The 22,945-nt window shown below is 37.9% G+C and carries 28 protein-coding genes and 2 pseudogenes; 2 read left to right on the top strand and 28 right to left on the bottom strand.

Features of this window, described 5'->3' with window-relative positions:
• Positions 1–13 precede the first annotated feature (13 nt).
• The 28 genes and pseudogenes from D7D53_RS06925 to D7D53_RS10285 all read right to left on the bottom strand — a co-directional run bounded on the left by D7D53_RS06925 (position 14) and on the right by D7D53_RS10285 (position 19,089).
• Positions 14–1,123, bottom strand: a complete 1,110-nt coding sequence (locus tag D7D53_RS06925) for an SPFH domain-containing protein (RefSeq protein WP_120770541.1) — start codon at positions 1,121–1,123, stop codon at positions 14–16.
• 12 nt (positions 1,124–1,135) lie between these two features.
• Complete coding sequence (locus D7D53_RS06930) at positions 1,136–1,693, bottom strand: C1 domain-containing protein (protein WP_053090677.1); 558 nt, start codon at positions 1,691–1,693, stop codon at positions 1,136–1,138.
• A 20-nt stretch (positions 1,694–1,713) separates the two neighbouring features.
• Positions 1,714–2,217, bottom strand: coding sequence for a hypothetical protein (locus D7D53_RS06935; RefSeq protein WP_120770542.1), 504 nt, complete (start codon positions 2,215–2,217; stop codon positions 1,714–1,716).
• A 174-nt stretch (positions 2,218–2,391) separates the two neighbouring features.
• A complete protein-coding gene (rbfA, locus tag D7D53_RS06940) occupies positions 2,392–2,742 on the bottom strand; it encodes a 30S ribosome-binding factor RbfA (protein WP_001273601.1) in 351 nt (116 codons plus the stop codon).
• Between the two features lie 255 nt (positions 2,743–2,997).
• On the bottom strand, positions 2,998–5,790 hold the full coding sequence (gene infB / locus D7D53_RS06945; RefSeq protein WP_120770543.1) for a translation initiation factor IF-2: 2,793 nt from the start codon (positions 5,788–5,790) through the stop codon (positions 2,998–3,000).
• A 16-nt stretch (positions 5,791–5,806) separates the two neighbouring features.
• Positions 5,807–6,106 (bottom strand): YlxQ-related RNA-binding protein, encoded by a 300-nt coding sequence (locus tag D7D53_RS06950; protein ID WP_001041390.1) that lies wholly within the window; start codon positions 6,104–6,106, stop codon positions 5,807–5,809.
• The gene (gene rnpM / locus D7D53_RS06955; RefSeq protein WP_120770544.1) at positions 6,099–6,392 is read right to left on the bottom strand and encodes an RNase P modulator RnpM; all 294 of its coding nucleotides are present in this window, start codon (positions 6,390–6,392) and stop codon (positions 6,099–6,101) included. Before rnpM ends, D7D53_RS06950 begins: the two co-directional genes overlap by 8 nt.
• Positions 6,393–6,413: 21 nt before the next feature.
• Positions 6,414–7,550 carry a transcription termination factor NusA gene (gene nusA, locus D7D53_RS06960; protein WP_120770545.1) on the bottom strand — a complete coding sequence of 379 codons (1,137 nt, stop codon included), beginning with the start codon at positions 7,548–7,550 and terminating at the stop codon, positions 6,414–6,416.
• A 43-nt stretch (positions 7,551–7,593) separates the two neighbouring features.
• Entirely contained in the window at positions 7,594–8,073 is a 480-nt protein-coding gene (rimP, locus tag D7D53_RS06965; RefSeq protein ID WP_000338691.1) for a ribosome maturation factor RimP, read from the bottom strand.
• Positions 8,074–8,200: 127 nt separating this feature from the next.
• On the bottom strand, positions 8,201–9,370 hold the full coding sequence (locus D7D53_RS06970) for a glycoside hydrolase family 3 protein (protein ID WP_120770546.1): 1,170 nt from the start codon (positions 9,368–9,370) through the stop codon (positions 8,201–8,203).
• Between the two features lie 170 nt (positions 9,371–9,540).
• The gene (trmB, locus tag D7D53_RS06975; protein WP_001266095.1) at positions 9,541–10,176 is read right to left on the bottom strand and encodes a tRNA (guanosine(46)-N7)-methyltransferase TrmB; all 636 of its coding nucleotides are present in this window, start codon (positions 10,174–10,176) and stop codon (positions 9,541–9,543) included.
• On the bottom strand, positions 10,173–10,967 hold the full coding sequence (gene ccrZ / locus D7D53_RS06980) for a cell cycle regulator CcrZ (protein ID WP_000363005.1): 795 nt from the start codon (positions 10,965–10,967) through the stop codon (positions 10,173–10,175). The genes trmB and ccrZ overlap by 4 nt, the downstream gene beginning before the upstream one ends.
• Positions 10,968–11,129: 162 nt before the next feature.
• Positions 11,130–11,741 (bottom strand): CPBP family intramembrane glutamic endopeptidase, encoded by a 612-nt coding sequence (locus D7D53_RS06985; RefSeq protein ID WP_084949965.1) that lies wholly within the window; start codon positions 11,739–11,741, stop codon positions 11,130–11,132.
• Between the two features lie 29 nt (positions 11,742–11,770).
• Positions 11,771–12,019, bottom strand: coding sequence for an immunity protein BlpZ (gene blpZ, locus D7D53_RS06990; RefSeq protein WP_024057408.1), 249 nt, complete (start codon positions 12,017–12,019; stop codon positions 11,771–11,773).
• A 58-nt stretch (positions 12,020–12,077) separates the two neighbouring features.
• On the bottom strand, positions 12,078–12,482 hold the full coding sequence (locus D7D53_RS06995; protein ID WP_120770547.1) for an immunity protein: 405 nt from the start codon (positions 12,480–12,482) through the stop codon (positions 12,078–12,080).
• Positions 12,483–12,510: 28 nt separating this feature from the next.
• Positions 12,511–12,831, bottom strand: a complete 321-nt coding sequence (locus D7D53_RS07000) for a hypothetical protein (RefSeq protein ID WP_000645118.1) — start codon at positions 12,829–12,831, stop codon at positions 12,511–12,513.
• A 14-nt stretch (positions 12,832–12,845) separates the two neighbouring features.
• Positions 12,846–13,072: pseudogene (locus D7D53_RS10280) on the bottom strand (Blp family class II bacteriocin).
• 20 nt (positions 13,073–13,092) lie between these two features.
• A complete protein-coding gene (locus D7D53_RS07010; RefSeq protein WP_120770549.1) occupies positions 13,093–13,497 on the bottom strand; it encodes an immunity protein in 405 nt (134 codons plus the stop codon).
• A 442-nt stretch (positions 13,498–13,939) separates the two neighbouring features.
• Positions 13,940–14,059: a PncF family bacteriocin immunity protein gene (locus tag D7D53_RS07020; RefSeq protein WP_004257541.1), complete on the bottom strand. Its 120-nt coding sequence runs from the start codon at positions 14,057–14,059 to the stop codon at positions 13,940–13,942.
• A gap of 288 nt (positions 14,060–14,347) precedes the next feature.
• Entirely contained in the window at positions 14,348–14,539 is a 192-nt protein-coding gene (locus tag D7D53_RS10360) for a hypothetical protein (protein WP_419965911.1), read from the bottom strand.
• A gap of 480 nt (positions 14,540–15,019) precedes the next feature.
• On the bottom strand, positions 15,020–15,319 hold the full coding sequence (locus tag D7D53_RS07030) for a hypothetical protein (protein ID WP_120770551.1): 300 nt from the start codon (positions 15,317–15,319) through the stop codon (positions 15,020–15,022).
• Positions 15,320–15,915: 596 nt separating this feature from the next.
• Positions 15,916–16,125 (bottom strand): Blp family class II bacteriocin, encoded by a 210-nt coding sequence (locus tag D7D53_RS07040; protein WP_033684778.1) that lies wholly within the window; start codon positions 16,123–16,125, stop codon positions 15,916–15,918.
• A gap of 15 nt (positions 16,126–16,140) precedes the next feature.
• Positions 16,141–16,389 carry a Blp family class II bacteriocin gene (locus D7D53_RS07045; protein ID WP_120770553.1) on the bottom strand — a complete coding sequence of 83 codons (249 nt, stop codon included), beginning with the start codon at positions 16,387–16,389 and terminating at the stop codon, positions 16,141–16,143.
• A 245-nt stretch (positions 16,390–16,634) separates the two neighbouring features.
• Positions 16,635–17,672: a DUF6568 family protein gene (locus D7D53_RS07050; protein WP_120770554.1), complete on the bottom strand. Its 1,038-nt coding sequence runs from the start codon at positions 17,670–17,672 to the stop codon at positions 16,635–16,637.
• A gap of 215 nt (positions 17,673–17,887) precedes the next feature.
• Positions 17,888–17,967: pseudogene (locus tag D7D53_RS10365) on the bottom strand (immunity protein); the annotation flags it as partial.
• A gap of 60 nt (positions 17,968–18,027) precedes the next feature.
• Positions 18,028–18,696, bottom strand: a complete 669-nt coding sequence (locus D7D53_RS07055) for a CPBP family intramembrane glutamic endopeptidase (protein ID WP_120770555.1) — start codon at positions 18,694–18,696, stop codon at positions 18,028–18,030.
• A gap of 33 nt (positions 18,697–18,729) precedes the next feature.
• The gene (locus D7D53_RS10010; RefSeq protein WP_162927887.1) at positions 18,730–18,897 is read right to left on the bottom strand and encodes a hypothetical protein; all 168 of its coding nucleotides are present in this window, start codon (positions 18,895–18,897) and stop codon (positions 18,730–18,732) included.
• Positions 18,898–18,909: 12 nt separating this feature from the next.
• The gene (locus tag D7D53_RS10285; protein WP_281268597.1) at positions 18,910–19,089 is read right to left on the bottom strand and encodes a bacteriocin class II family protein; all 180 of its coding nucleotides are present in this window, start codon (positions 19,087–19,089) and stop codon (positions 18,910–18,912) included.
• Positions 19,090–19,372: 283 nt separating this feature from the next.
• On the opposite strand from D7D53_RS10285, the gene blpA reads away from it, so the two are divergent.
• Both blpA and blpB read left to right on the top strand, forming a co-directional pair.
• Positions 19,373–21,526, top strand: coding sequence for a peptide cleavage/export ABC transporter BlpA (blpA, locus tag D7D53_RS07065; protein ID WP_120770556.1), 2,154 nt, complete (start codon positions 19,373–19,375; stop codon positions 21,524–21,526).
• A gap of 10 nt (positions 21,527–21,536) precedes the next feature.
• On the top strand, positions 21,537–22,898 hold the full coding sequence (gene blpB, locus D7D53_RS07070) for a peptide export ABC transport accessory protein BlpB (protein ID WP_120770557.1): 1,362 nt from the start codon (positions 21,537–21,539) through the stop codon (positions 22,896–22,898).
• Positions 22,899–22,945 lie beyond the last annotated feature (47 nt).

Consider the following 22,945-nt stretch of genomic DNA (forward strand, 5'->3'; position numbering starts at 1 on the left):
TTCGAGCTTCATCTTATAAATCCATAATTTCTTTTTTCTTTCGATCAAATTCTTCCTGAGATAATATACCTGCATCTAAAAGAGATTTTAGTTTTGTAAGTGCTTCGATTTGCTCATCTAATGATAGACTTGGTTTCATGGCTTTTTCATCTAAACTTTGAGCCATATTCATTCCAAATATCATTCCAGCACTATCACCTAGACCATGTTGCTCCACTCCTGATGCAATTTTTTGTTGTGCTGCAATATTAGAAGATTTCTGCGATACATCATCATAAGCTTTTAAATTCATCTTATTTGATGAAAATTGTTTAACCAGTTCCTTAGATTCTGGTGAGAACTCAATATTAGCAATGGCAACTTTTACAATCTCAAATCCAAAACGTTCTTTCCAAGTCCCTGCATACTGTCCATCATTTGATACTTGTTCCGCAAGAACTGCAGCTTGTGAGGGTAATTGTGAAATACGATAAGTTGTTGACAAAGAATTAAGTGCAACAATAAAAGATTGAAGAAATTCTGTCACTATTTGTGATCTAGCTTGAGCGCTATCAAAGGTATAATAAGTTACATTGGCAGGAAGAAAGTTTCTGATAAATTGCTTAGCATCTGTAATTTGGATAGAAAATGTTCCAAAAGCACGTACTTCTAAATCTGTCCCATAAAACAAATCATTATACATGACTGGACCGCGAGTCCCAAATTTAATATCACGAATTTCTCTCAAATTAACAAAACAAATCTGTTTTTGCTGATCACTTTGACCACCGAATCCAACACGATTAACAACATTGTCAAACAGTGACTTTTTCAATCCATCACCGTTAAAAACACTGCTTTCGCCATTTTGGTATTCATATCCACCTGGTTCTGTAATAATTTCCTCGATACCAGACTGACTAAAGATAAAGGCTGCAGTATTTTCTGGAATAAAAATCTTGGATCCGTTCGAAATAATACCTACAGATCCCTTCGTATTGACACCTCTACCATTATTACTTTCTTGAACAATACCTGGACTTACAGCTGTATGTTCATCAAAAGCATGAACTGTGATAATTTCTTTCCACTGATCTGCAAATGTTCCACCAATAGAATCTGTGATTGCTTTTATCAACCCCATTTAATTGCCCCCTTATAAACTCTGCTCCATATCACAATAGGCACATCTCACTGTTTGCTTCACTTGACCTGACAAAGGTGCTCCACAAAAGCTACACTTGGTTGAAATCTTTTCTGGCTCTGCATCCTTAATCCCAAGCCCTGCTTTAAAAGTGTCAAATGTATCCTTAAATGTTTCTGCCAAAACATCTGCTCCAAACAAGCTACTATCTCCCAAGGTTTCAAAATTACTTGTATCACCTGAAATCAATTTAATAATGTTTCTAGCCCACTTGTCAGTATCCTTAGTATTATTAAATGAAAAGATAGCTTGCCCGCCATTATAATAAATTTCCAACCGTTTCATACCATTGGTTTTGGTTACTGAAACTTGAGGTTTCCCTTCAAAAATTTTAATCTGGTTAATAGGAATGGTAACCTGGTCTTTTTTCCCTCCCCAAAAACTTTTTTTGATATGTATTAAGTGTAGATTCGTTAAAATTAATTCATCTGTAGCCAAACCATTTTTCCCAAAACTCACATGGTCACTATTCATAACCATGTATTCATGTGGCAATAATTGATAATCCATATTGAACTCCACTCTTCCTATTAAAGACTAGCTTTCCACTGCTCCACTTGTTCATGTAGATTATCACGATAATCTTTTAGAGTCTTAATCACTTCTTCTTTTCCTTGAATCGGTGCTTTCTTGAGTGGACCATATTGTTTTTTCAGATCTTTCATCTCTTTTTTAGTGCTATCTTTCAGTTCTTGGATAGCAGCACTATCTTCTAAAACAGTCCCTTTAAAGGCTTCATCTGCTTCTGTATAGTAATTATCGATTATTTTCTCATTCATAATCAAGTAATCTTCATAGGTTTTTATAGACTCAATTGTCGTATCGCTAACATCTTGTGGGTTGAAATCGCCTGAACTGAGTTTTTCTTTTGCTTTGGCAAGCAAGCCCTTCTTTTCAGAACTACTAGATAAAGCTTCTGTTTGATTCTCACTAGAAGAACTACTTGTTTTTTCAGAAAGAGAACTACAAGCAACTAGGGTAGAGACGGAAAGACATAGCAAAGCTAAACGACAAACTTTTTTTACATTATTCATTGATAGAATCTCCTTTTATTTATGAAATCATCATATCATATTTGCTAAAAAAAAAAAAAGCATTTTCTGATTAGCTAATCTTTAAAAATACAGAATCACTTTTTTTAAAAGAATATTTTTCCATTTCAAATTCCACCTATTTTCCCTACCAAAAAAGAGGGTTACCCCTCTTCTTTAGTTTTTATCCAGATTGCGTAGCATTTCGTCAATCTTGTTCCCATACTCGATGGACTCGTCTTTGACGAAGGTCAAATCTGGGATTTTGTACAATTTCAAATTACGACCAAGTTCACGTTTGATGGTACCAGTTGCTTTTTCAAGCCCGATTTGGGCTTTTTGGTTATCCGAAGCAAGGTTACTCAAAATGGTGTAGTAAACCTTGGCAACAGACAAGTCACCCAGCATCTGAACATCTGTAATGGTCACGCCTTGGACACGCGGATCACGGACTTTCTTTTGCAAAATCTCATTGACTTCACGCTTGATTTCCATGCCCACACGATCCGTACGGAAATGATTTGCCATGATATTCCTTTCTCTACTTTGAACCAAAAGCTAGGCCAGCAGACCTAGCTATTTTTAAACTTTTTGATTTTCATTTCAAATTGAAACAAAGTTCAATTTGAAATGATCTGCTTCTTTCGCCGTGGTGAAAGTGATGGAACTGATTTATCAGTCCCATCATAGGGGATTTTTGAGACTCTAGGCTCAAAAATAAGCAATGAAACCATCGGTTTGCTTGCGTCCCTCACCACCTAAGAAAGGAGCAAAAATCTTATCTTAACGTTTGATTTCTTCCATGACATAGGCCTCAATCACATCATCCATCTTGATATCATTGTAACCATCAATCATCAATCCACCTTCACGACCGTTTGTAACTTCTTTCACGTCGTCTTTGTAGTGTTTCAAGCTTGCAAGTTCACCATCATAGATAACGACACCGTCACGGATAACACGGACTTTAGAGTCACGGGTAACCTTACCGTTGATAACCATGAATCCACCGATAGTTCCCACTTTAGACACCTTGAAGGTTTCACGGATAACTGCTTCACCGATAACTTTTTCTTCGAATTCAGGATCAAGCATCCCTTTCATGGCTTCTTCCATCTCTTCGATAACCTTGTAGATAATGCTGTGGAGACGGATTTCCACATCGTCAGCTTCTGCTTGTTGACGAGCTTGCGGTGTAGGGCGTACGTTGAAACCAACGATAAAGGCATTTGAAGCTTCCGCAAGAGTCACGTCTGATTCGTTGATCGCACCGACCGCTGAGTGAACGATGGTCACTTTAACACCTTCCACATCGATTTTCTGAAGTGAGGCAGAAAGGGCTTCAACAGAACCTTGTACGTCGGCCTTGATGATAACGTTAACTGATTTGAGTTCACCAGCTTTAAGGGTATCAAAGAGGTTTTCAAGGCTGACACGTTGGGTAGCTTGACGTTGTTTCATAAGGGCACGTTTAGCACGCTCTTCACCTGCTGCACGCGCAGATTTTTCATCCTCGTAAACGGCAAAGTGATCACCCGCCATTGGCGCTTCGTTCAAACCTGTGATAGAAACTGGTGTTGATGGGCCTGCAACCTTAACACGACGACCAAGGTCATTGGTCATAGCACGAACACGACCGAAGGTATTTCCGACAACGATTGGGTCTTGAACATTCAAGGTACCTTGTTGAACAAGAAGGGTTGCGACCGCACCTTTTCCTTTATCCAAGCGAGCTTCGATAACTGTACCGATCGCACGCACTGTTGGATCTGCCTTGAGTTCTTGGATTTCAGCCACAAGAAGGACTGTTTCCAACAATTCTTCGATGTTTTGGTTGAATTTAGCCGAGATTTCAACAAATTCAGAATCTCCACCCCAAGCGGTTGACATAACTCCATGCTCTGCCAATTCACCGATAACGCGTTCTGGGTTGGCACCTGGTTTATCAATCTTGTTGATAGCTACGATAATTGGAACGTTGGCCGCTTTTGAGTGGTTAATGGCTTCGATAGTCTGAGGCATAACCCCGTCATCTGCCGCTACGACCAAGATAGTAATATCGGTAACAGAAGCACCACGCGCACGCATAGATGTAAAGGCCGCGTGTCCTGGTGTATCAAGGAAGGTAATCTTCTTGCCATTTTCAACGATTTGGTAGGCACCGATATGCTGAGTGATACCACCTGCTTCACCTGTCGCAACACGAGAGTTACGAAGGGTATCTAGGAGTGTTGTTTTACCGTGGTCAACGTGTCCCATGATAGTTACAACTGGTGGACGCTCAACCAATTCATCTTCATTGAGATAACCATCTTCAACAAAGAAACGTTCGATGTCGGCATTATCCACTTCAACCTTTTGTTTGGCTTCGATACCATAATCCACCATGAGGAGCTCAATTGTTTCCCCATCCAAAGATTGGTTTTGTGTGGCCATGACACCCATCATAAAGAGTTTCTTAACGATTTCAGCTGGTTCACGTTTGATACGTTTTGCGATTTCCGCAACGGTCATACCATCTGTATATTCAAATTCTGTTGGCAATTCATGGAATTTACGTTCTGTAACAGGTTTTGGAGTCTGATTACGGTTGTTCTTGTTATTGCCTTTTTTGTTCTTCTTATTGTTATTCCAGTTACTATTTCTTTGATTTCTCACTTGATTTTGACTACTTCGATTCTTTTGTTGTTTTCTAGGACCATCTTCTTCGCGATCGTAATCGTCGCGTTCTTTGTCTGGTCGGGCTTGCTTCTTACGACGTGTATCCACTGCAGCTTCTTTTTTCACAGGAGCTATTTCAACCACTGCTTGAACTTGTTGCGCTTGTTCAGCTAACTTAGCAGCTTCTTCAAAGATTTCCTCTGGCTCCTTGCGTTTGTTAGCTTGGGCCAAGGCTTCTTTGGCAGCCTGAGTCTGCTTGAAACGTTCCTCACTTGAACGGGCATATTCTGCATTTTGCTCTGCTTTTAGGGCAGCTGCACGGGCTTTAAAGTCAATACGTGGAGCCGCTTGATTTGGACGTTTGTCCTCTTGTTGACGGCGCTCATTTCCACGATTTTGCTGACCTTGCTGTTTCTTAGCTTGGTCATTAAAGCGACGATTGTCGCGGTTGCCTTGACCAGGTTTACCACCATTACGGCCGTCATTTTTCTGACGGTTTCCGTTTTGTTGTTGGTCACGGTTATTGCCCTTATTTTGCTTGCGTCGTTCTGCCTGCTCTTTGGCACGAGCTTCACGCTCAGCCTTGAAATTGCGACTTTGCGGCTTAGCTGCTACTTTTTCTGTCTTCGGAGCAACTGGCTCAGCCGTTTTTGCGTCTTCCTTGGCTACAGCTGGTTTAGCTGGCTCAGATTTTTCGGCTTTCTTTTCTGCACTTGCTTTTGGTGCTGCAGGTTTTGCTTCTGCTTTCGGAGCAGCTGCGGACTTAAAGCTGGCAGCGATTTTTGCAGCGACAGCTTCTTCCACACTTGATGAGTGGCTTTTCACATCCAAGCCCAACTCTTTTGCACGCGCTACAACTTCTTTACTTTCTTTTCCAAGTTCTTTTGCGATTTCGTACAATCTTTTCTTAGACAAATCATGTCCTCCTCTTCTATTCCATAAGAGACCTCATTTTCTTTGTAAATCCAGCATCTGTTACAGCCAAAACCTTTCTCGATTTCCCGACTGCTATGCTTAATTCCAGTGTTGAAAACACGGTTACAATTTCTACTTGATAATAATGACTTTTATCTTGAATCTTCTTGGTCAGATTGGGTCCAGCATCATGGGCTAGAAAGACCAACTTGGCCTTGCCGTCTTGAATGGCCTTGACGACCAATTCTTCACCCGATATGATTCGCCCTGCTCGCTGAGCCAGTCCCAAGAGATTACTTATCTTTTGCTTATTCAAGTCCTAACTCTCTTCTTTTCACTTTGTGATCCACATAAGCGACCAACTCATCATAAAAGCTTTCTTCCACTTCCATGTTAAAGCTGCGGTTAAAGACCTTCTTCTTTTTCGCCTCTAAGGCTTCTGCATTGTCTAGCTTGATATAAGCGCCACGGCCATTGGCCTTGCCTGTCGGATCGATAAAGACTTGTCCTTCCTTATTTTTGACAATGCGGAGCAAATCACGCTTATCAATCACTTCATTGGACACAACAGACTTGCGCAAAGGGATTTTTCTCGTTTTCATCTTTCCCTCCTCTAGCAGCTTTTATTCTTCTACAGAATCGTTTTCTGCTTCCAAATCTACCGAACCAGCTTCTTCCATGGCTTCAAATTCGCTAGCAGACTTGATATCGATACGGTAACCAGTCAAGTGAGCTGCCAAGCGAACGTTTTGTCCACGACGACCGATGGCAAGAGAAAGCTTGTTATCTGGTACAACCACCAAGGCACGTTTGCTGTCGTTTTCGTCAAAGATAACTTGGTCAACCTCAGCAGGAGCAATGGCATTGTAGATAAATTCAGCTGGATCTGCTACCCACTCGATAACGTCGATATTTTCTTCGATTGGTACCATACGGTCGCTCTTAGCATCATAGCGAGCTGGGTGGAATTTGCTAGTGATTTTCTTGATGTTAGCTCCACCACGTCCAACGATTGTACCGATAGCGTCCACGTTTGGATTATGGCTACGAACAGCAACCTTAGTACGGTCACCTGCTTCACGAGCCACGCTCATGATTTCAACAGTTCCATCATAAACTTCAGGAATTTCTTGCTCCATCAAACGTTTGATCATTTCTGGATGGCTACGGCTAACAAAGACGTTGACACCACGAGGGTTATCTTCAACCTTGTAAACATAAACTTCGATACGATCATGAGAAGCAAAAACTTCCCCAGGGATTTGGTCTTGTTTTGACAATTGGGCTTCAATGCTGCCAAGGTTGACATAGATAAAGCGGTTGTCAAAGCGTTCTACTGTACCAGACATGATTTCTTGCTCATGTTCTTTGTAAGTATTGTAAGTGATGGCACGTGTTTGCTTGCGCATTTTTTCCATGATGGTTTGTTTGGCAGATTGGGCTGCTACACGACCAAACTCGGCAGGTGCTTCTTCAAACTTGATTTTGTCGCCAAGCTCATAGGCTGAATTAATGGCAAGAGCATCTTTCAAGCTGATTTCCAAACGGCTATCAAATACTTCATCAACCACTTCACGGACAGTATAAACTGTAAAGTCACCTGTTTTTTCGTTAAAGTCAATAGCTACGCTGTCTGATTGACCATAGCGTCTGCGATAAGCGGAACGAAGCGACTCTACTACTGCGTCGATGATATCTTCTTTTTTGATTCCCTTGTCTTCTTCCAAAATGCGGAAGGCCTCTAGCATTTCTTTACTCATGTTTTCTTCACTTTTGAATCCTCAAAAGCTATCCTTTCTTTTTCTATAATTTAACTGCTAAACGTGCTTTTGATACTAAACTGTATGGAATTTGGACGGTTTTCTTACGCGTCTTGTCCATATATTCCATGGTCAACTCGTCCTCTTCAAAGGCCAACAAGGTTCCTTCAAAGACCTTTTGCTTATCGATGGCTTGGTAGAGCCCGACATGAATGTATTTCCCAACCGCTCCAGCGACAGCATCCTTGGTTTTCAAAGGACGTTCCAAGCCTGGACTGGTGATTTCTAGGAAATATTGTTCTGGGAAGGGATCTGGCTTGATGGTGTCTAAGACAGGACTGATAATTTCTGTCAAGTCTGCCGTGTCGTTCAAGGTAATTCCTTCAGGTTTATCTACAAAAATACTGAGAATCATGTCACTGCCAATCTTTCCATACTCGATATCCACGAGTTCGAAAGGTGCTTGGATGACAGGTTCTACAACTTCTCTGACTAATTCTACGATTGTTGCGATTGCGTCCACCTCCTCATAAGCAAGAGGCGAAGATATTTCCCCGCCTCACTTTTCATATTCTTGCTATAAGTATAACACAAATCAAGCTAACCTGCAAGGATTTGACCTTGAAGCTTTTTGTCTGGGCTTACAAGACTTACTGGGTCGCTCCTAATAATCCCAAGTCGTATTTCCAAGTTAAAATGCGTCTGACAGACTCATCAATACGTTCTTCTGTCAACTCTCCAGAGGAAATTTTCTTTAATAGATAAGGGATCTGGGTTTGATAGGAAGACCCTAGAATCAGGTCATTTCCAGCTACAATCACTTGAAAAGCAGCTTCCTCCTGACTGACAAAATCTGCTAATCCTGCCATGTCTAAATCATCTGTCATAATGACACCTTTGAAATGCAGTTCCTTACGGAGAAGGTTCGTGATTTTCGGCGAGATGGATGATGGTACAGTGTCAATTTTAGATAGGATATTGTGAGAGACTAACACACTATCCGCCCCTGCATCTATCCCAGCTTGAAAGGGAAGAAAATCTGCTTGTCTTAATTCATCCAGAGAACGGTTGTCTTGGATAATAGCGGTATGACTGTCTCCATTATCGCCATATCCTGGAAAATGTTTCAAGGTTGACCCAACCTTACTCTTTTTAAGTTCTTCTACAACCTGTTGAACATAGCTTGCAGTTGTTTGAGCATCTTGTCCAATCGTTCGATCATAAATGAAAGCAGATCGATCCCTTGCCAGATCTGCAACCGGGAAAAGTCCAGCATTAATCCCAACAGATTTTAGTAGTTCTGCCTTTTGCTTCGTATCAGAAAGTACCGCCTCCATTCCTCCTTGATGATAAAGTGTCATAGGAGATTGGAAAGGAGTTTCTAAAATCGAACTAATACGAGTCACTGCCCCACCTTCTTCATCTGAACCAATCAATAAAGGAATCTTTGCAGCAGCTTGGTAACCCTTTGTTAAAGCCTTTATATCCTCTATGCTTCGTCCCTCAAAATCTCTGCCAAATAAGATATAACCAGACAAATGATAGGATTGGAGATTTTCTATCTGATGATCAGAAGGAACTCTGGCCCAAAATAATTGTCCCACTTTCTCTTCCAAGGTCATCGTGGCCAATCTGTCTTCGATAACCTTATTTTCCTCAACTTCACTGGTTTCAATAGTTGTCTCAGTTTTTTCTACTTGCACCTCTTTTTCAGCCTGCACCTCTACTTGTCTATGTTGTTGATAATCTGAAAAAATTAAACAACCTATGACAAGGATAAAGAAAAGATAGAATACAAGAGGGTTTATACTATTTCTCATAACCTTTCCATTATACCACTTATCGAGCCGCAAATACACACTTAGTAAAAAGCACCTGTTTGAAAATTAAACTAAAAGGACCTAATTCTGTGCAATTCAGAACTAAATCCTTAGAATATATAACTCGTTTTACTTTTTGAATGCGAAACAGTTTTTGAAATCTCTTTAGATTAAAACTGAGCCTCAACTCGGTAGATAACTTGCCCCTTGTTGGAGAATTTTTGCTCGTATTCTGTCATGACATTGCCTTCAAAATCACTGGCATGTAAATCAAGCCAGACGCCGTTGAGCTTCATGCCATACTGAGAAAAGCTCACTAGGCTGTACTCAAACAAGCCACGGTTATCCGTCTTGAAATGAATTTCTCCATTTTCAGGCAAGATACGTTTGAAGGTATCCAAGAAGGTCTTGTAGGTCAAACGACGCTTTTCATGGCGTTTTTTAGGCCACGGATCTGAAAAGTTCAGATACAAGCGATCAATCTCACCGTCTTCAAAGTAGTCCGTCAAATCAGAACCATCTACCCACAAGAGCTTAATATTAGGTACCCCAACTTCAAGCACCTTGTCCAAAGCATAACTCAAAACAGACTTTTGAATATCAATCCCGATATAGTTGATGTCAGGGTTTTGCTTAGCCATACCTGAAACAAAGGCACCCTTTCCACTTCCAACTTCCACATGAATGGGATTGTCATTACCAAACAAGTCCCGCCATTTTCCCTTGGCTTCCAAGGGATTGAGGACCACATACTGGGGATTTGCCTCTAGTAATTCTGTCGCCCCTTTACGATTTCTAACTCTCATCTTCTCTTTCCATACTTGTCTCGGAAGTGACGCAAGCCATGAATCTCCCGATTGACATTTTCTAAATCTTGGTTCATATAATACTTGGAAATCTGGCTCAAATAAGACAATTGACCGTACCAATACAATTTATTTAATACCGTTTGATTGTACTTATAACCGTAGTAGGTCAACCATTCCTTCCACTGATGTTCTGGAATATAATGGCAGAGCATGTGAGCAACGTCAAACATGCGGTCGGTCAAGCGAACCGAATCCCAATCCACCAAATAAATCAAGCCACTGTCTGTCTCAATCCAATTACTATGTCGTACATCTCCATGGACAATGGTCGCATAGTCCTCTCTAAATCCTGGAATAGTCTGACGTAAATCAGCCATCACTTCACTGATAAAATGATTTTTACGCAAAGCATCTGGAGCCGTTTCTTGCCAAGACTGTAGTAAATCTACAGGTGTTTCCATGGCATATCCCAAACGACTCAACTGTGTCATCAACGGACGTGAGCGATGAAGACGGGTTAAAATATTGACGATTTGTTTACGATTCATATCATAGGGGGTCAATATCTTGCCTGTCAACCATTCTTGAGCACACATATCACGCCCATCTGCCAAACGGCGACTCCATAATAATTGTGGAGCAATTTGTTCTCTAGCTAGACCAGGTAGGATTGGAGAGGTGTTCATTTTTACAAAGATGCGCTTCCCATCAGGATAGCTACCCATATAAGCCTTGCCACTTTTCCCAGGTATGGGAGTCAGTGTTAGCTCATTATCACCCAAATCCATTTCTTTCCTCCGTATAAAGTTTCCTTACTATTCTACTAGTTTTTGGCCTATTCGTCAACCGCTCCACGCCCGATTCTCAAAGAAAAGCATCTCAATCGGCTCAGGCTATCATTATAACTTGAAAAAGGTAAGCACCGTCTTCTGCTTACCTTTTCATGATTTTTATAAATAATATAAGAGTGGCCAAGCATTGTAAAACATGTGAACTAGAGTAGAAACCCATAGGTTTTGGCTCTTTTTATAAGCAAAGCCCAGTAACAAGCCCCCAAGTAGATAAAAAATAAACGAAGGGACATTAGAAGGTCCATGCATAAAAGAAAAGAGAGAGGAAGTCAGTACAATCCCTAACCAAGAATTGTCAAAAACCGCACCTTGAAGAAGTCCTCTGAAAATGAGTTCCTCCTGGATGGGTCCAAAAACTGAGGAAGTCAAAATCAAAGACAGGGAAATTCCTCTGCTGACTTCCGCCAAGTGTTGAACTCCTGCGCCAGAAGAAACAGCGAAGAAATGAATATAAACTAGCGTCTCAAGAACGCTTAGAAAAAAGATTGCAATGAAAAGCAAAAGTTGTTTCTTGCTTAACATCCCAAAAGAAACCATTTCAAACTTTCTAGCATAAGTAACACTCAGCGATGTTACAAGAAGACTTACAATAATCAATTCAGATTCATTTTGAAAAAAGTCCCCATGGTTAATCGTATAAGGAACTGTAATGACGATTAGTAGTACTAAAAATCCAAAACAAAAGGCATGAAATTTATCAAAAAACTTCATAAAATTATCCTCCTCACCAAACAGACTTCCTACACGTCATTCTTTAGTTCTAGCCTTTCCAAAACAAACCATTTTAGTAACCAAAATCCGATCACATAACCCCACCCTAAGAAGATAACCATTAAAGCCAGCATGGAATTTAGGGAATTAAAGACCACCACAGATACAAAGGTTAGCACAAAAACATTAAAGGCAATGGTGTCAGAAGCCAAGACCAGAATATAAGGTGTCAACCAGTCTAAGGTTTTTGAATCTAGGAAAAATAAGTGTTTATACATGATAACCTCCTCCTGCCAGTCTTTAGACTAGTCCCAGATTAAGAAGAAAACCCTTCCTCTACTTTTTATAATACTTCAAACCCCAAATGAGCAGAAGCATGATAATCAAGCAGAGAATAGCGCCAATATAGGCAATTAGTTGTTGATAGGATTCTCCTGCTGTGACACCTCTATACAAACAAATAATAGACATAAAACCTGTCAAGCCTATATACATGAGTTGATTGGTTCTAGGACTAACCAAATCATCATCTTCAAATTCTCTTATCCTCATTTCCCTAGTGAGGTAAACAGTGAGCAAAATGGAAGCTAAGTTAATAACCACTAAGAGAAATTGGAAAACCAAGGAAAAATTTAAAAACTGGCGAGATAGAAATAGATAAGCAGAGACAAGTAAAGGCAACTGACCTAAGAACAATCTCGCAAGGAAAATGGTCTGTTTTTTAAAAAATATTTTTTTCATTGCTTTCTCCATTACAATTAAATGACATCTAATCATTTTCTAAAATTTGATAACTTTTATGAAATGTTTTAGCAGAAACAACTCTATGATTGGTGATATCTATATAATCACCTGGATAACCAAGAACATACATCCCATAACCAGCGAATCCTCCTCCAACTGTTCCAACTAGACCAAACTTGATATTAGTTGCAAGAGAAGTGTTAAGACCTGCCATTAGAATGCGCACATGATTATCCAACCAAACCATATAATTTTTTTGAAAAGCTTCCTCTACCCAACTTGGTTTAGGAGTTGCTTGACCAATTTCCCAAACATCAACAATTTGATTCCCATATTTTGCCTTCATATCTTCAATCCTTTTTAAATACCATTACATGAGTTTGGAGTTCCCCCTATACCATAAGGACTACATGGTTTTGAAAGATGTATAATAGACCACTTACCATTAATTGATCCAAAGTTGGAGACGGTGCTAGCCCACCCAATAAACCAGAAAGCATATCTCCCCAACCTCCGAAACCTCCTTCAACTTTCGCAAGCATCTCAGTATCCATCATTTCAAATTGTGACATCGTTTTTGTATTCATAACAAAAACTTCATTAGCCCCTACTTTTTATAATACTTCAAGCCCCAAATGAGTAGAAGCATGATTATCAAACAGAGAATAGCACCAATATAGGCAATCAATTGTTGATAGAATTCTCCTGCTGTGATCCCTCTATACAAACAGATAATAGACATAAAGACTGTCAAACCAATGAACATGAGTTGATTGGTTCTAGGACTAACTAAATCATCATCTTCAAACTCTCTTATCCTCATTTCTCTAGTGAGGTAAACAGTGACCAAAATAGAAGCCAAGTTAATAACCACTAAAAGAAATTGGAAAACCAAGGAAAAAGTTAAAAACTGACGAGATAGAAATAGATAAGTAGAGACAAGCAAGGGCAACTGACCTAGGAACAATCTCGTAAGGAAGATGTTCCGTTTTTTAGCAAGAAAAGTTTTCATTTCTTTGCTCCTTTCTTTTTAGTTAAAGCAAAATAGATTATAACCGCAATCATATAGGCTATTGTATAAAATAGCTGATACCAAATACTTTCCCTAAGCGGATAAAGAAAGATGGACATGATTAGATACAAGATGAAAATGACAAGTATTTTTTCTTCATAAAATTTCCTCCTAAATGTTTGTTGAGCAAGAACCTTTACACTATTAGTATAGCACTTATTTTGACCTTGAATCACTCAAATCATAAATGGTCATCAAAACATCTTGAATTGTAAAAAATTTAAAAAGCAAGCATGAAAAACATACTTGCCCTTTACACCGTATTGATACCAACTTAATTTGTAGATTTTTTATCCTGCTATCACATATCATTTTAACAGGCGAAACCATATTAAAGAAACTCCCCTGTAAATTAAGCTATCAAATACAGGGGAGAAAATTTTTAGGGGGTACTATCCGTATTCTTTTTTGAAAATTTTGAAAATATTTTTCTAATTACATCATCCATATAAGGACCAAATATACCAACTACTAAACCAATAATAAAACTTTTAAAATCCATAATTACCTCCAATTACAGTTTCTCTACTTACAAGCTCAAGCCTTTAAGTTCCCATAATAGCCAATTGTAATATTGTTTTTGTATTCACGAGGAATACCTCTTTTTATTTTCATCCTATTGCAACCTTAATAAGGTTAGTGTACTACTATTTTTTAAAATTTTCTATCCAAATCATAAATGGTCATCAAAACATCTTGAATTGTAAAAAATTAAAAAAAGCAAGCATGAAAAACATACTTGCACTAGGGGAATTTAACAATGTGAAAATACATCGAAAGCTATTCAGCCTTACTTCCGTCTGTTCTGATAGATTCTCATGATTGCAACAAGGATACAGGCTGTCCCACTTGCCAAAACCAAGAGGGTAATGATAATGTTGAGAATTTCAGGTGTCCTCTCTATTCTGTTGACAAGACGGACTAAAGACAATACTGTCAATAAGAGTAGAGCTACTGACCCTGTTCTAATTAAAGAAGCCATTCGGTTCTCAACCGCATATAAAAAGGATGGTAACATAACACAGGCTATAGCAATCACAAACAGGTTGCTCCCTGTTTCTTCTCCTTTGTTCACCACGGAAATCATGAGAAGATTCGATGCAATAATCAACGTAGAACAGATGATAAAAAAGGATTTCTTATTCATTTAATATATCTCACATACTATGGTAAAAGTCAAACTGGACAAAGACAAACTTTAACTGTTAGCTTCTGAAAATTGAAACATTGTTTTTGTATTCACGAGGAATACTTTTTTTATTTTCGTCCTGTTAGAATACCGTTGCTTGTACTCCATCAAGCAACCCCATTCCATTAGATAGTATGTTGTCTAGCTCCTCCATCTTTTCAGCTGAAAATGTTATTTTTCAGCGTTGATTGCTTTTTCATAGGTCGCTATCGTCCTTGACAACACCATCTTCCCAAACTCTTCTCAAAGTAACTTCTTTTTCCTTGCCATTTTTTACCCCTTTATTTTACATTTTTTAGTTCTGAGTGTTGTTTTTTCTTCCTCTTCGTCTTCTTTTCTTTTATTCTTTTTATAATCGTTTAGCAGTTCAAAACCTTTATCAAAAGCAAAAAAACCTAAACCTAAAGAAAACGGTGCTCCGACTATTTCTATAACTTTTGCCCACCTTGTCCCAAAATCTTCTGAAAAATAAGCAAGCGCCCCGACGGCTAAAACTGCTAAGATTAAAAAATATGCTCCAAAATCTGCACTTTCTGTTACTTTAGCTTTTTCTGTTCTACTATTTTTACTCATGATAATTTCCTTTCATTTTTAACTTTTCTACTTCCGCTAATACTAACTATTTACCATGCTTTTTTACCTATGCATTAACTACTATTTAACCCTCTAAAAGTGGTTAGTTTTCTGCCTTCCTCTCCTCGCTACCTCACGATAGTCAGGCCTGGGAATCATTATTGGGTTCACCAGTAGCAGGTGTCCACCGAGGACTTACACCTCAGATATACGACATGCCCGTCGTACTTAAAAAAGAAAGGATGAAATTCGTCCTTTCTTGATCTTAGCTTTTCTTCAACTCACTACAGTTAACAATGAGCCAAAGGATAGTTAATAACCTATTGAAGTGTCAAATGTTGCTAACTCCATTGATCTTCAAATTTAAATAGGCACATTATCGGAGTTATCAGTAAGAAAAAATCTAACCAGTTCAAATAATTCATAATATAGGATATAATACCAGCCATAACGAAAAGGTACAAAGCTGTACGATATCCTCTCTTTTGGTTTTTATCAGCCTTGGTGTTAAAAATAATGTACACACAACAAATTGCAATGAGTATAAGCTGAATCATAGTTCCATTTAACATATTAACACTCATTCCTTTTTAAAACTATTTTGGTGGTCTCAATCCATAAGCTACAAAGCCACCTACTATAGCGCCTCCTGCTGCGCAAATAAAGTAAGCTTGGGGGCCTCCAGCAATACAAGATTGTCCTGCCTGAAATGCACCCGACAAGGCTCCTACAAGTACATCTCCTCCCAATCCACCTCCAGAAATATTACTTAATTCTTGATTATCTACTATTTTGTAATTAAACATAATTTCTATTCCCTTCTATGACCAAATATTATCAGCAATTCCAGTAAAAGAACCACCAAGTTTAGCTCCAGCCCAAGCACAGGCAGCAGTCATAGCCCATGTGGCACCACCAGTAAGGAGTCCTCCTACCCCACACATAGCAACTCCGATACCTGCTCCATAGACAGCTCCTTTTCCTACTGTTCCCCAATCAGTTCCTCCCTCAATGCTAGCCAGCATTTCAGTATCCAAAACATCAAATTGAGTCATTGTTTTTGTTTCCATGAGGAATACCTCCTTTTTTATTTTTAATTTTTGTCTTGTTGCAACTTTGACAAGTTTAGTATATCATCGTTTATTAATTTTTTTCATCCAAATCTTGAATTGTCATCGAAACGTCTTGAATTGTTAAAAAATTTAAAAAGCAAGCATTAAAAACATACTTGCCCTTTCACTCTTGTCTATAGGCAAATTCTAGCTATATGTTATTACAGACAAATAATATCATTGCACCTGTTTACCATCTATTTTTATTTATGAATTTTTTGTTTCACTTTAATCATTATAGAAGCCATAAAAAACGCGACAGCTAGTCGAAGCAGTTGGTAACTTTCTTCCTCTCCTGTTTTCGGTAATAATTTTTCATTCGAAGTAATAGATTTGCTTACATAATCAGTCCCCTTAACATCAGTTGAAGGAGCTTTATTTTCTTGAGCAACATCAAAAATAGGTTTGGGAGTTTCCAATTGATTCTTATTGTCTAACATTGCTAAATTGTCAGATTGAGTAGTTTTAGCTTCAGAAGTTGAGTTTGTACTCTCCACATTCCCACTATTTTCACTATTAGAATTGGGATTAGCATTGGATATTTTCATTTCGGTTCTTTTTTCATCACCCATACCTTTGCTGTCACTTACAACTTTATCACTAATATTCATGCTGTCACTTCTAGTATTCTCATCACGGACACTTTCAGTTACTGTTCCCTCAGAAGATTTCACTGTCTCCGTTTGCTTAGGTGAGTTTCTCGAGTACATATAATCATACACCTGTTGTGCAGTTGCTCCGCCACCAACCCATCCAGATATCGGATGTCCATTTTTTAAATACAAAATTGTTGGTGTTCCTGGAATACCGACTTTTTTAAATAGAAACTCTCTCGCTTCCCCATCAAAATCCTTACCATCCAAATCATAATACTCTAACTTCTTTTCAATCAAGTTATTAAATTCTTTCAATTCAGAAGAAAATTGACGACAATGAGAGCAAGTTTTTCTACCAAAATAAATAGTATGTTCCAATTGGTCCTCTGTAAAAGATTGACGTACAGCTTCAATATCTATCTTTTTAAAGTCCGCAACATTCTTCTCATACTCTTCTGGGGTTACAACAGAAGGTTTATGCTCCACCTTTTCCTTAGCCGATGGCAAATCTGGTGCCACAACAGAACTATCATTCGCCTGGATAGATGAAGTAGTAGGCTGTTCTTCTGCATATACAACACCCGTAGTAATAGATGCAAATACAAGTGGTACAAGTAATAGCGATTTTATCTTTTGTTTCTTCATAAGAATACTCCTTTACATTTGTTATCTTTATCTTACCTTATTTAAGATTACAAATTCATATAAATCTTAAATGGTCATCGAAACATCTTGAATTGCAACAACTTCATTATAAAAGGGTAAGTATTGCGAAAACACTTACCCTTTTCTTTTATACTTCATTAAGCTCTACTTTTTATAATACTTCAAGCCCCAAATGAGCAGAAGCATGATGATTAAGTAGAGACAAGCAAAGGCAACTGACCCAGGAACAATCTCACAAAGAATATGATTCTTTTTTAGCAAGAAAAGCTTTCATTTCTTTGCTCCTTTCATATACTATCAGACGAAGAACTACACAAACTCACCGGTTCAAAACCTAAGTAGCCAGAAAAAAGAGACAGGTGACAGTAGCATTCATCAAGCCATGTACAACTACACAGGAATATAGATTTCTTTGCTTTATATAAAGACAACCCAATACAAGTCCTGTCACAAGATGCTGAGAAATAATCTCTCCATCATGAGCAAATCCAAAAAGAACAGCTGAAAGAAAGACAGCAAAAATAGGAGAATATTTTTCTAAACTTCCTAAAATGATTCCTCTAAAGAGCATCTCCTCCAAAAGAGGTTGAGTAAAAGCAGTTGACAACCAAAATAGAACTGTATAAAAGAAACCACTAGTTTCAAAATGTTGAAAAAAGCTCAAAGAACTTGTATTATCGTGGGCTTTTCCAAGGACGGTAGTAAAAAATATAAAACTAACTACTAAAATTAGATTAGCCAGATAAGCAAAAATAATCCATCTCAATTCTACCCACTTGATTGGTAAGCGATCTAAAGTAGTCTCATCCCCCCATCTCTTAACAAGATATACAATAATTGTTAAACATATAAAGAAAGATAAAAAGTAGACACCTACACCGAATACTTCTCCTATCACTCCGTCATAAAATCGTCTAACAACAGATAATGGTACAACTTGAATAGCAAAAGTAAGTAAAAAGCAAGTAAGCACTTTTATAAAGATAAAACTTATGTTCTTCATAGTTTATCCTTTCTTTAATGTCTAGATGATTTTTTAGCATTGTCCCCTGTTTGTAGATTTGCTAATTCCATCTATGAAACCACAAATTGATCCAAGAAATTGGTCGTAATTAGGAATTAAGGAAGTCCACCAAGGCATTCCACCTCCTTGAACTTGTATTAGTTTTTCTGCACTTAAAGTTTCAAAATATTTATTTTTCATGATATTATCTCCTTAGATACACAGTGGGCACATCGCATGCAATCTTCTTTGATTTTCAACATACAAATCAAATCCATCTCTTACTAAACTACCTACTCTATACCAGAATCCGTATGAATTATCGCCACCTTCAACGCAAGTAAGCATATCAGTATCCATAATCTCAAATTGTTCCATCATTTTTGTATTCATGACAAATACTCCTTTTTTTATTTTTAATTTTTTGTACTGTTGCAACTTTGACAAGTTTAGTATATCATTGTTTTTTAAAATTTTTCATCCAAATCTTGAATTGTCATCGAAACGTCTTAAATTAGCTTTTTTATTTAAAACCACCTCTAAATTTTTTTTAAAAGATAATTTCTAATCACTTTTTTACCATTCAGGAAGTTTCAATGACTATTCAAGATTTCATAAAATATGAACTTATTTTTATGGCATAATATACCTATCTACTATATGAAAGGAATTGCCAATGACTTCTTATAAACGTACATTTGTTCCTCAAATAGATGCTAGAGACTGCGGTGTTGCTGCCTTAGCCTCGATTGCTAAATTCTATGGTTCAGATTTTTCTCTAGCTCACTTGAGAGAACTTGCAAAGACCAATAAAGAAGGGACGACTGCTCTTGGCATTGTAAAAGCCGCAAATAAAATGGGATTTGAAACCAGACCTGTTCAAGCAGATAAAACTCTCTTTGACATGAGTGATGTCCCCTATCCATTTATCGTTCACGTTAACAAAGAAGGAAAACTCCAACATTACTATGTTGTCTATCAAACAAAGAAAGACTATCTGATTATTGGCGATCCCGACCCTTCTGTAAAAATCACCAAAATGTCAAAAGAACGCTTTTTCTCTGAATGGACTGGAGTAGCTATTTTTCTAGCTCCCAAACCTAGCTATCAACCCCATAAAGATAAAAAGAATGGTCTACTAAGCTTCCTTCCTCTGATTTTCAAACAAAAATCTCTTATTGCTTATATTGTTCTCTCAAGCTTATTGGTCACTATTATCAATATCGGTGGTTCTTATTATCTCCAAGGAATCTTGGATGAATACATTCCAAATCAGATGAAATCAACTTTAGGAATCATCTCAGTTGGTCTGGTTATTACCTATATCCTCCAACAAGTCATGGGCTTCTCCAGAGATTATCTCCTAACTGTTCTGAGTCAGAGATTAAGTATTGATGTGATTTTATCCTATATTCGCCATATTTTTGAACTTCCTATGTCTTTCTTTGCGACACGTCGTACAGGAGAAATCATTTCACGGTTCACAGATGCTAACTCTATTATAGATGCCTTGGCTTCTACCATTCTTTCTCTTTTTCTGGATGTTTCTATTCTGATTCTTGTAGGAGGCGTCTTACTGGCACAAAACCCTAATCTCTTCCTTCTTTCTCTTATTTCCATTCCTATATACATGTTCATCATCTTTTCTTTTATGAAGCCTTTCGAAAAAATGAACCATGATGTCATGCAAAGTAATTCTATGGTTAGCTCTGCCATTATCGAAGATATCAACGGGATTGAAACTATAAAGTCGCTGACGAGTGAAGAAAATCGCTATCAAAATATAGACAGTGAATTTGTAGATTATTTGGAAAAATCCTTTAAGCTCAGTAAGTATTCTATTTTACAAACGAGTTTAAAACAGGGAACAAAATTAGTTCTGAATATCCTTATCCTATGGTTTGGCGCTCAATTAGTCATGTCGAGTAAAATTTCTATCGGTCAGCTGATTACCTTTAATACACTTCTTTCTTACTTTACAACTCCTATGGAAAATATTATCAACCTCCAAACCAAACTCCAATCTGCGAAGGTCGCTAATAACCGTTTGAACGAAGTCTATCTAGTCGAATCTGAGTTCCAAACCCCAGAAAACCCTGTTCATTCACATTTTTTGATGGGCGATATTGAATTTGATGACCTTTCTTATAAGTATGGTTTTGGACGAGATACTTTAACAGGTATTAATCTCACGATTAAACAAGGAGATAAGGTTAGCCTAGTTGGAGTTAGTGGTTCTGGTAAAACAACTTTAGCCAAAATGATTGTCAATTTCTTTGAACCTTACAAAGGACATATTTCCATCAATCATCAGGATATTAAAAACATTGATAAAAAAGTCTTGCGCCGTCATATTAATTACCTTCCCCAACAAGCCTATATCTTTAATGGCTCTATTTTGGAAAACTTAACTTTGGGCGGTAATCATATGATTAGCCAAGAAGATATTCTAAAAGCTTGCGAATTAGCTGAAATCCGTCAAGACATTGAAAGAATGCCTATGGGTTATCAAACTCAGCTCTCTGATGGAGCTGGTCTATCAGGAGGACAAAAGCAACGAATCGCTCTCGCTCGTGCTCTTTTAACTAAATCTCCTGTTTTAATACTAGATGAAGCTACTAGCGGTCTTGATGTCTTGACTGAGAAAAAAGTTATAGATAATCTTATGTCCCTAACTGATAAAACCATTCTCTTTGTAGCCCATCGTCTCAGTATAGCCGAACGAACCAACCGTGTCATTGTTCTTGACCAGGGGAAAATCATTGAAGTTGGTAGCCACCAAGAGTTAATGCAGGCGCAAGGTTTCTACCATCATCTATTCAATAAATAAGGAGAATGTCATGAATCCTAATCTTTTTAGAAGCGTTGAGTTTTATCAGAGACGTTACCATAACTATGCGACAGTGTTAATTATACCTCTTTCATTACTATTTACTTTCATCTTGATTTTCTCCCTTGTTGCTACAAAAGAAATTACTGTCACTTCCCAAGGAGAAATCGCCCCTACAAGTGTCATTGCATCTATTCAGTCAACAAGTGATAATCCTATCCTAGCTAATCATTTAGTGGCAAATCAAGTAGTTGAAAAAGGGGATTTACTCATCAAATACTCTGAAACAATGGAAGAAAGTCAGAAAACTGCCTTAGAAACTCAAGTACAAAGACTTGAGAAGCAAAAAGAAGGACTTGGAATTTTGAAACAAAGCTTAGAAAAAGCGACTGATCTTTTTTCTGGCGAGGATGAGTTTGGCTACCATAATACCTTTATGAATTTTACTAAACAATCCCATGATATTGAACTGGGTATCACAAAGACTAACACCGAAGTTTCAAATCAAGCTAATCTTGCCAATAGCAGTTCATCAGCCATCGAACAAGAAATTACAAAAGTTCAACAACAAATTGGAGAATATCAAGAGCTGAGAGATGCTATCATAAATAACAGAGCACGCTTACCAACTGGCAATCCACACCAGTCAATTTTGAATCGTTATCTTGTAGCCTCACAAGGACAAACACAAGGAACTGCAGAGGAGCCATTTTTATCTCAAATTAATCAAAGTATTGCAGGTCTTGAATCATCTATGGCAAGCCTCAAAATTCAGCAAGCTGGTATCGGAAGTGTAGCAACTTATGATAATAGTTTAGCAACCAAAATTGAAGTACTCCGCACTCAGTTTTTACAGACAGCTTCTCAGCAACAACTAACCGTGGAGAATCAATTAACAGAATTAAAAGTACAACTAGATCAAGCGACACAGCGTTTGGAAAACAATACCTTAACCGCTCCAAGTAAAGGTATCATTCACTTAAACAGTGAATTTGAAGGTAAAAATAGAATTCCAACTGGTACAGAAATTGCTCAAATATTCCCTATCATCACAGATACAAGAGAAGTACTAATCACTTACTACGTTTCTTCTGACTATCTACCTCTACTAGATAAAGGACAAACTGTAAGATTAAAACTGGAGAAGATTGGAAATCACGGCATTACCATCATCGGCCAACTTCAGACAATTGATCAAACTCCTACCAGAACAGAGCAAGGAAATCTCTTTAAACTAAGCGCTCTTGCAAAACTATCTGATGAGGATAGTAAACTCATCCAATACGGCTTACAAGGTCGCGTCACTAGTGTAACTGCAAAGAAAACATATTTTGATTATTTTAAAGATAAAATGTTAACACATTCTGATTAATTTTCAGATAACACTCTGTAACTATTTATTATCTTATCAAAAAGGGG

This window comes from Streptococcus gwangjuense (genome assembly GCF_003627155.1).
GTDB lineage: Bacteria > Bacillota > Bacilli > Lactobacillales > Streptococcaceae > Streptococcus > Streptococcus gwangjuensis.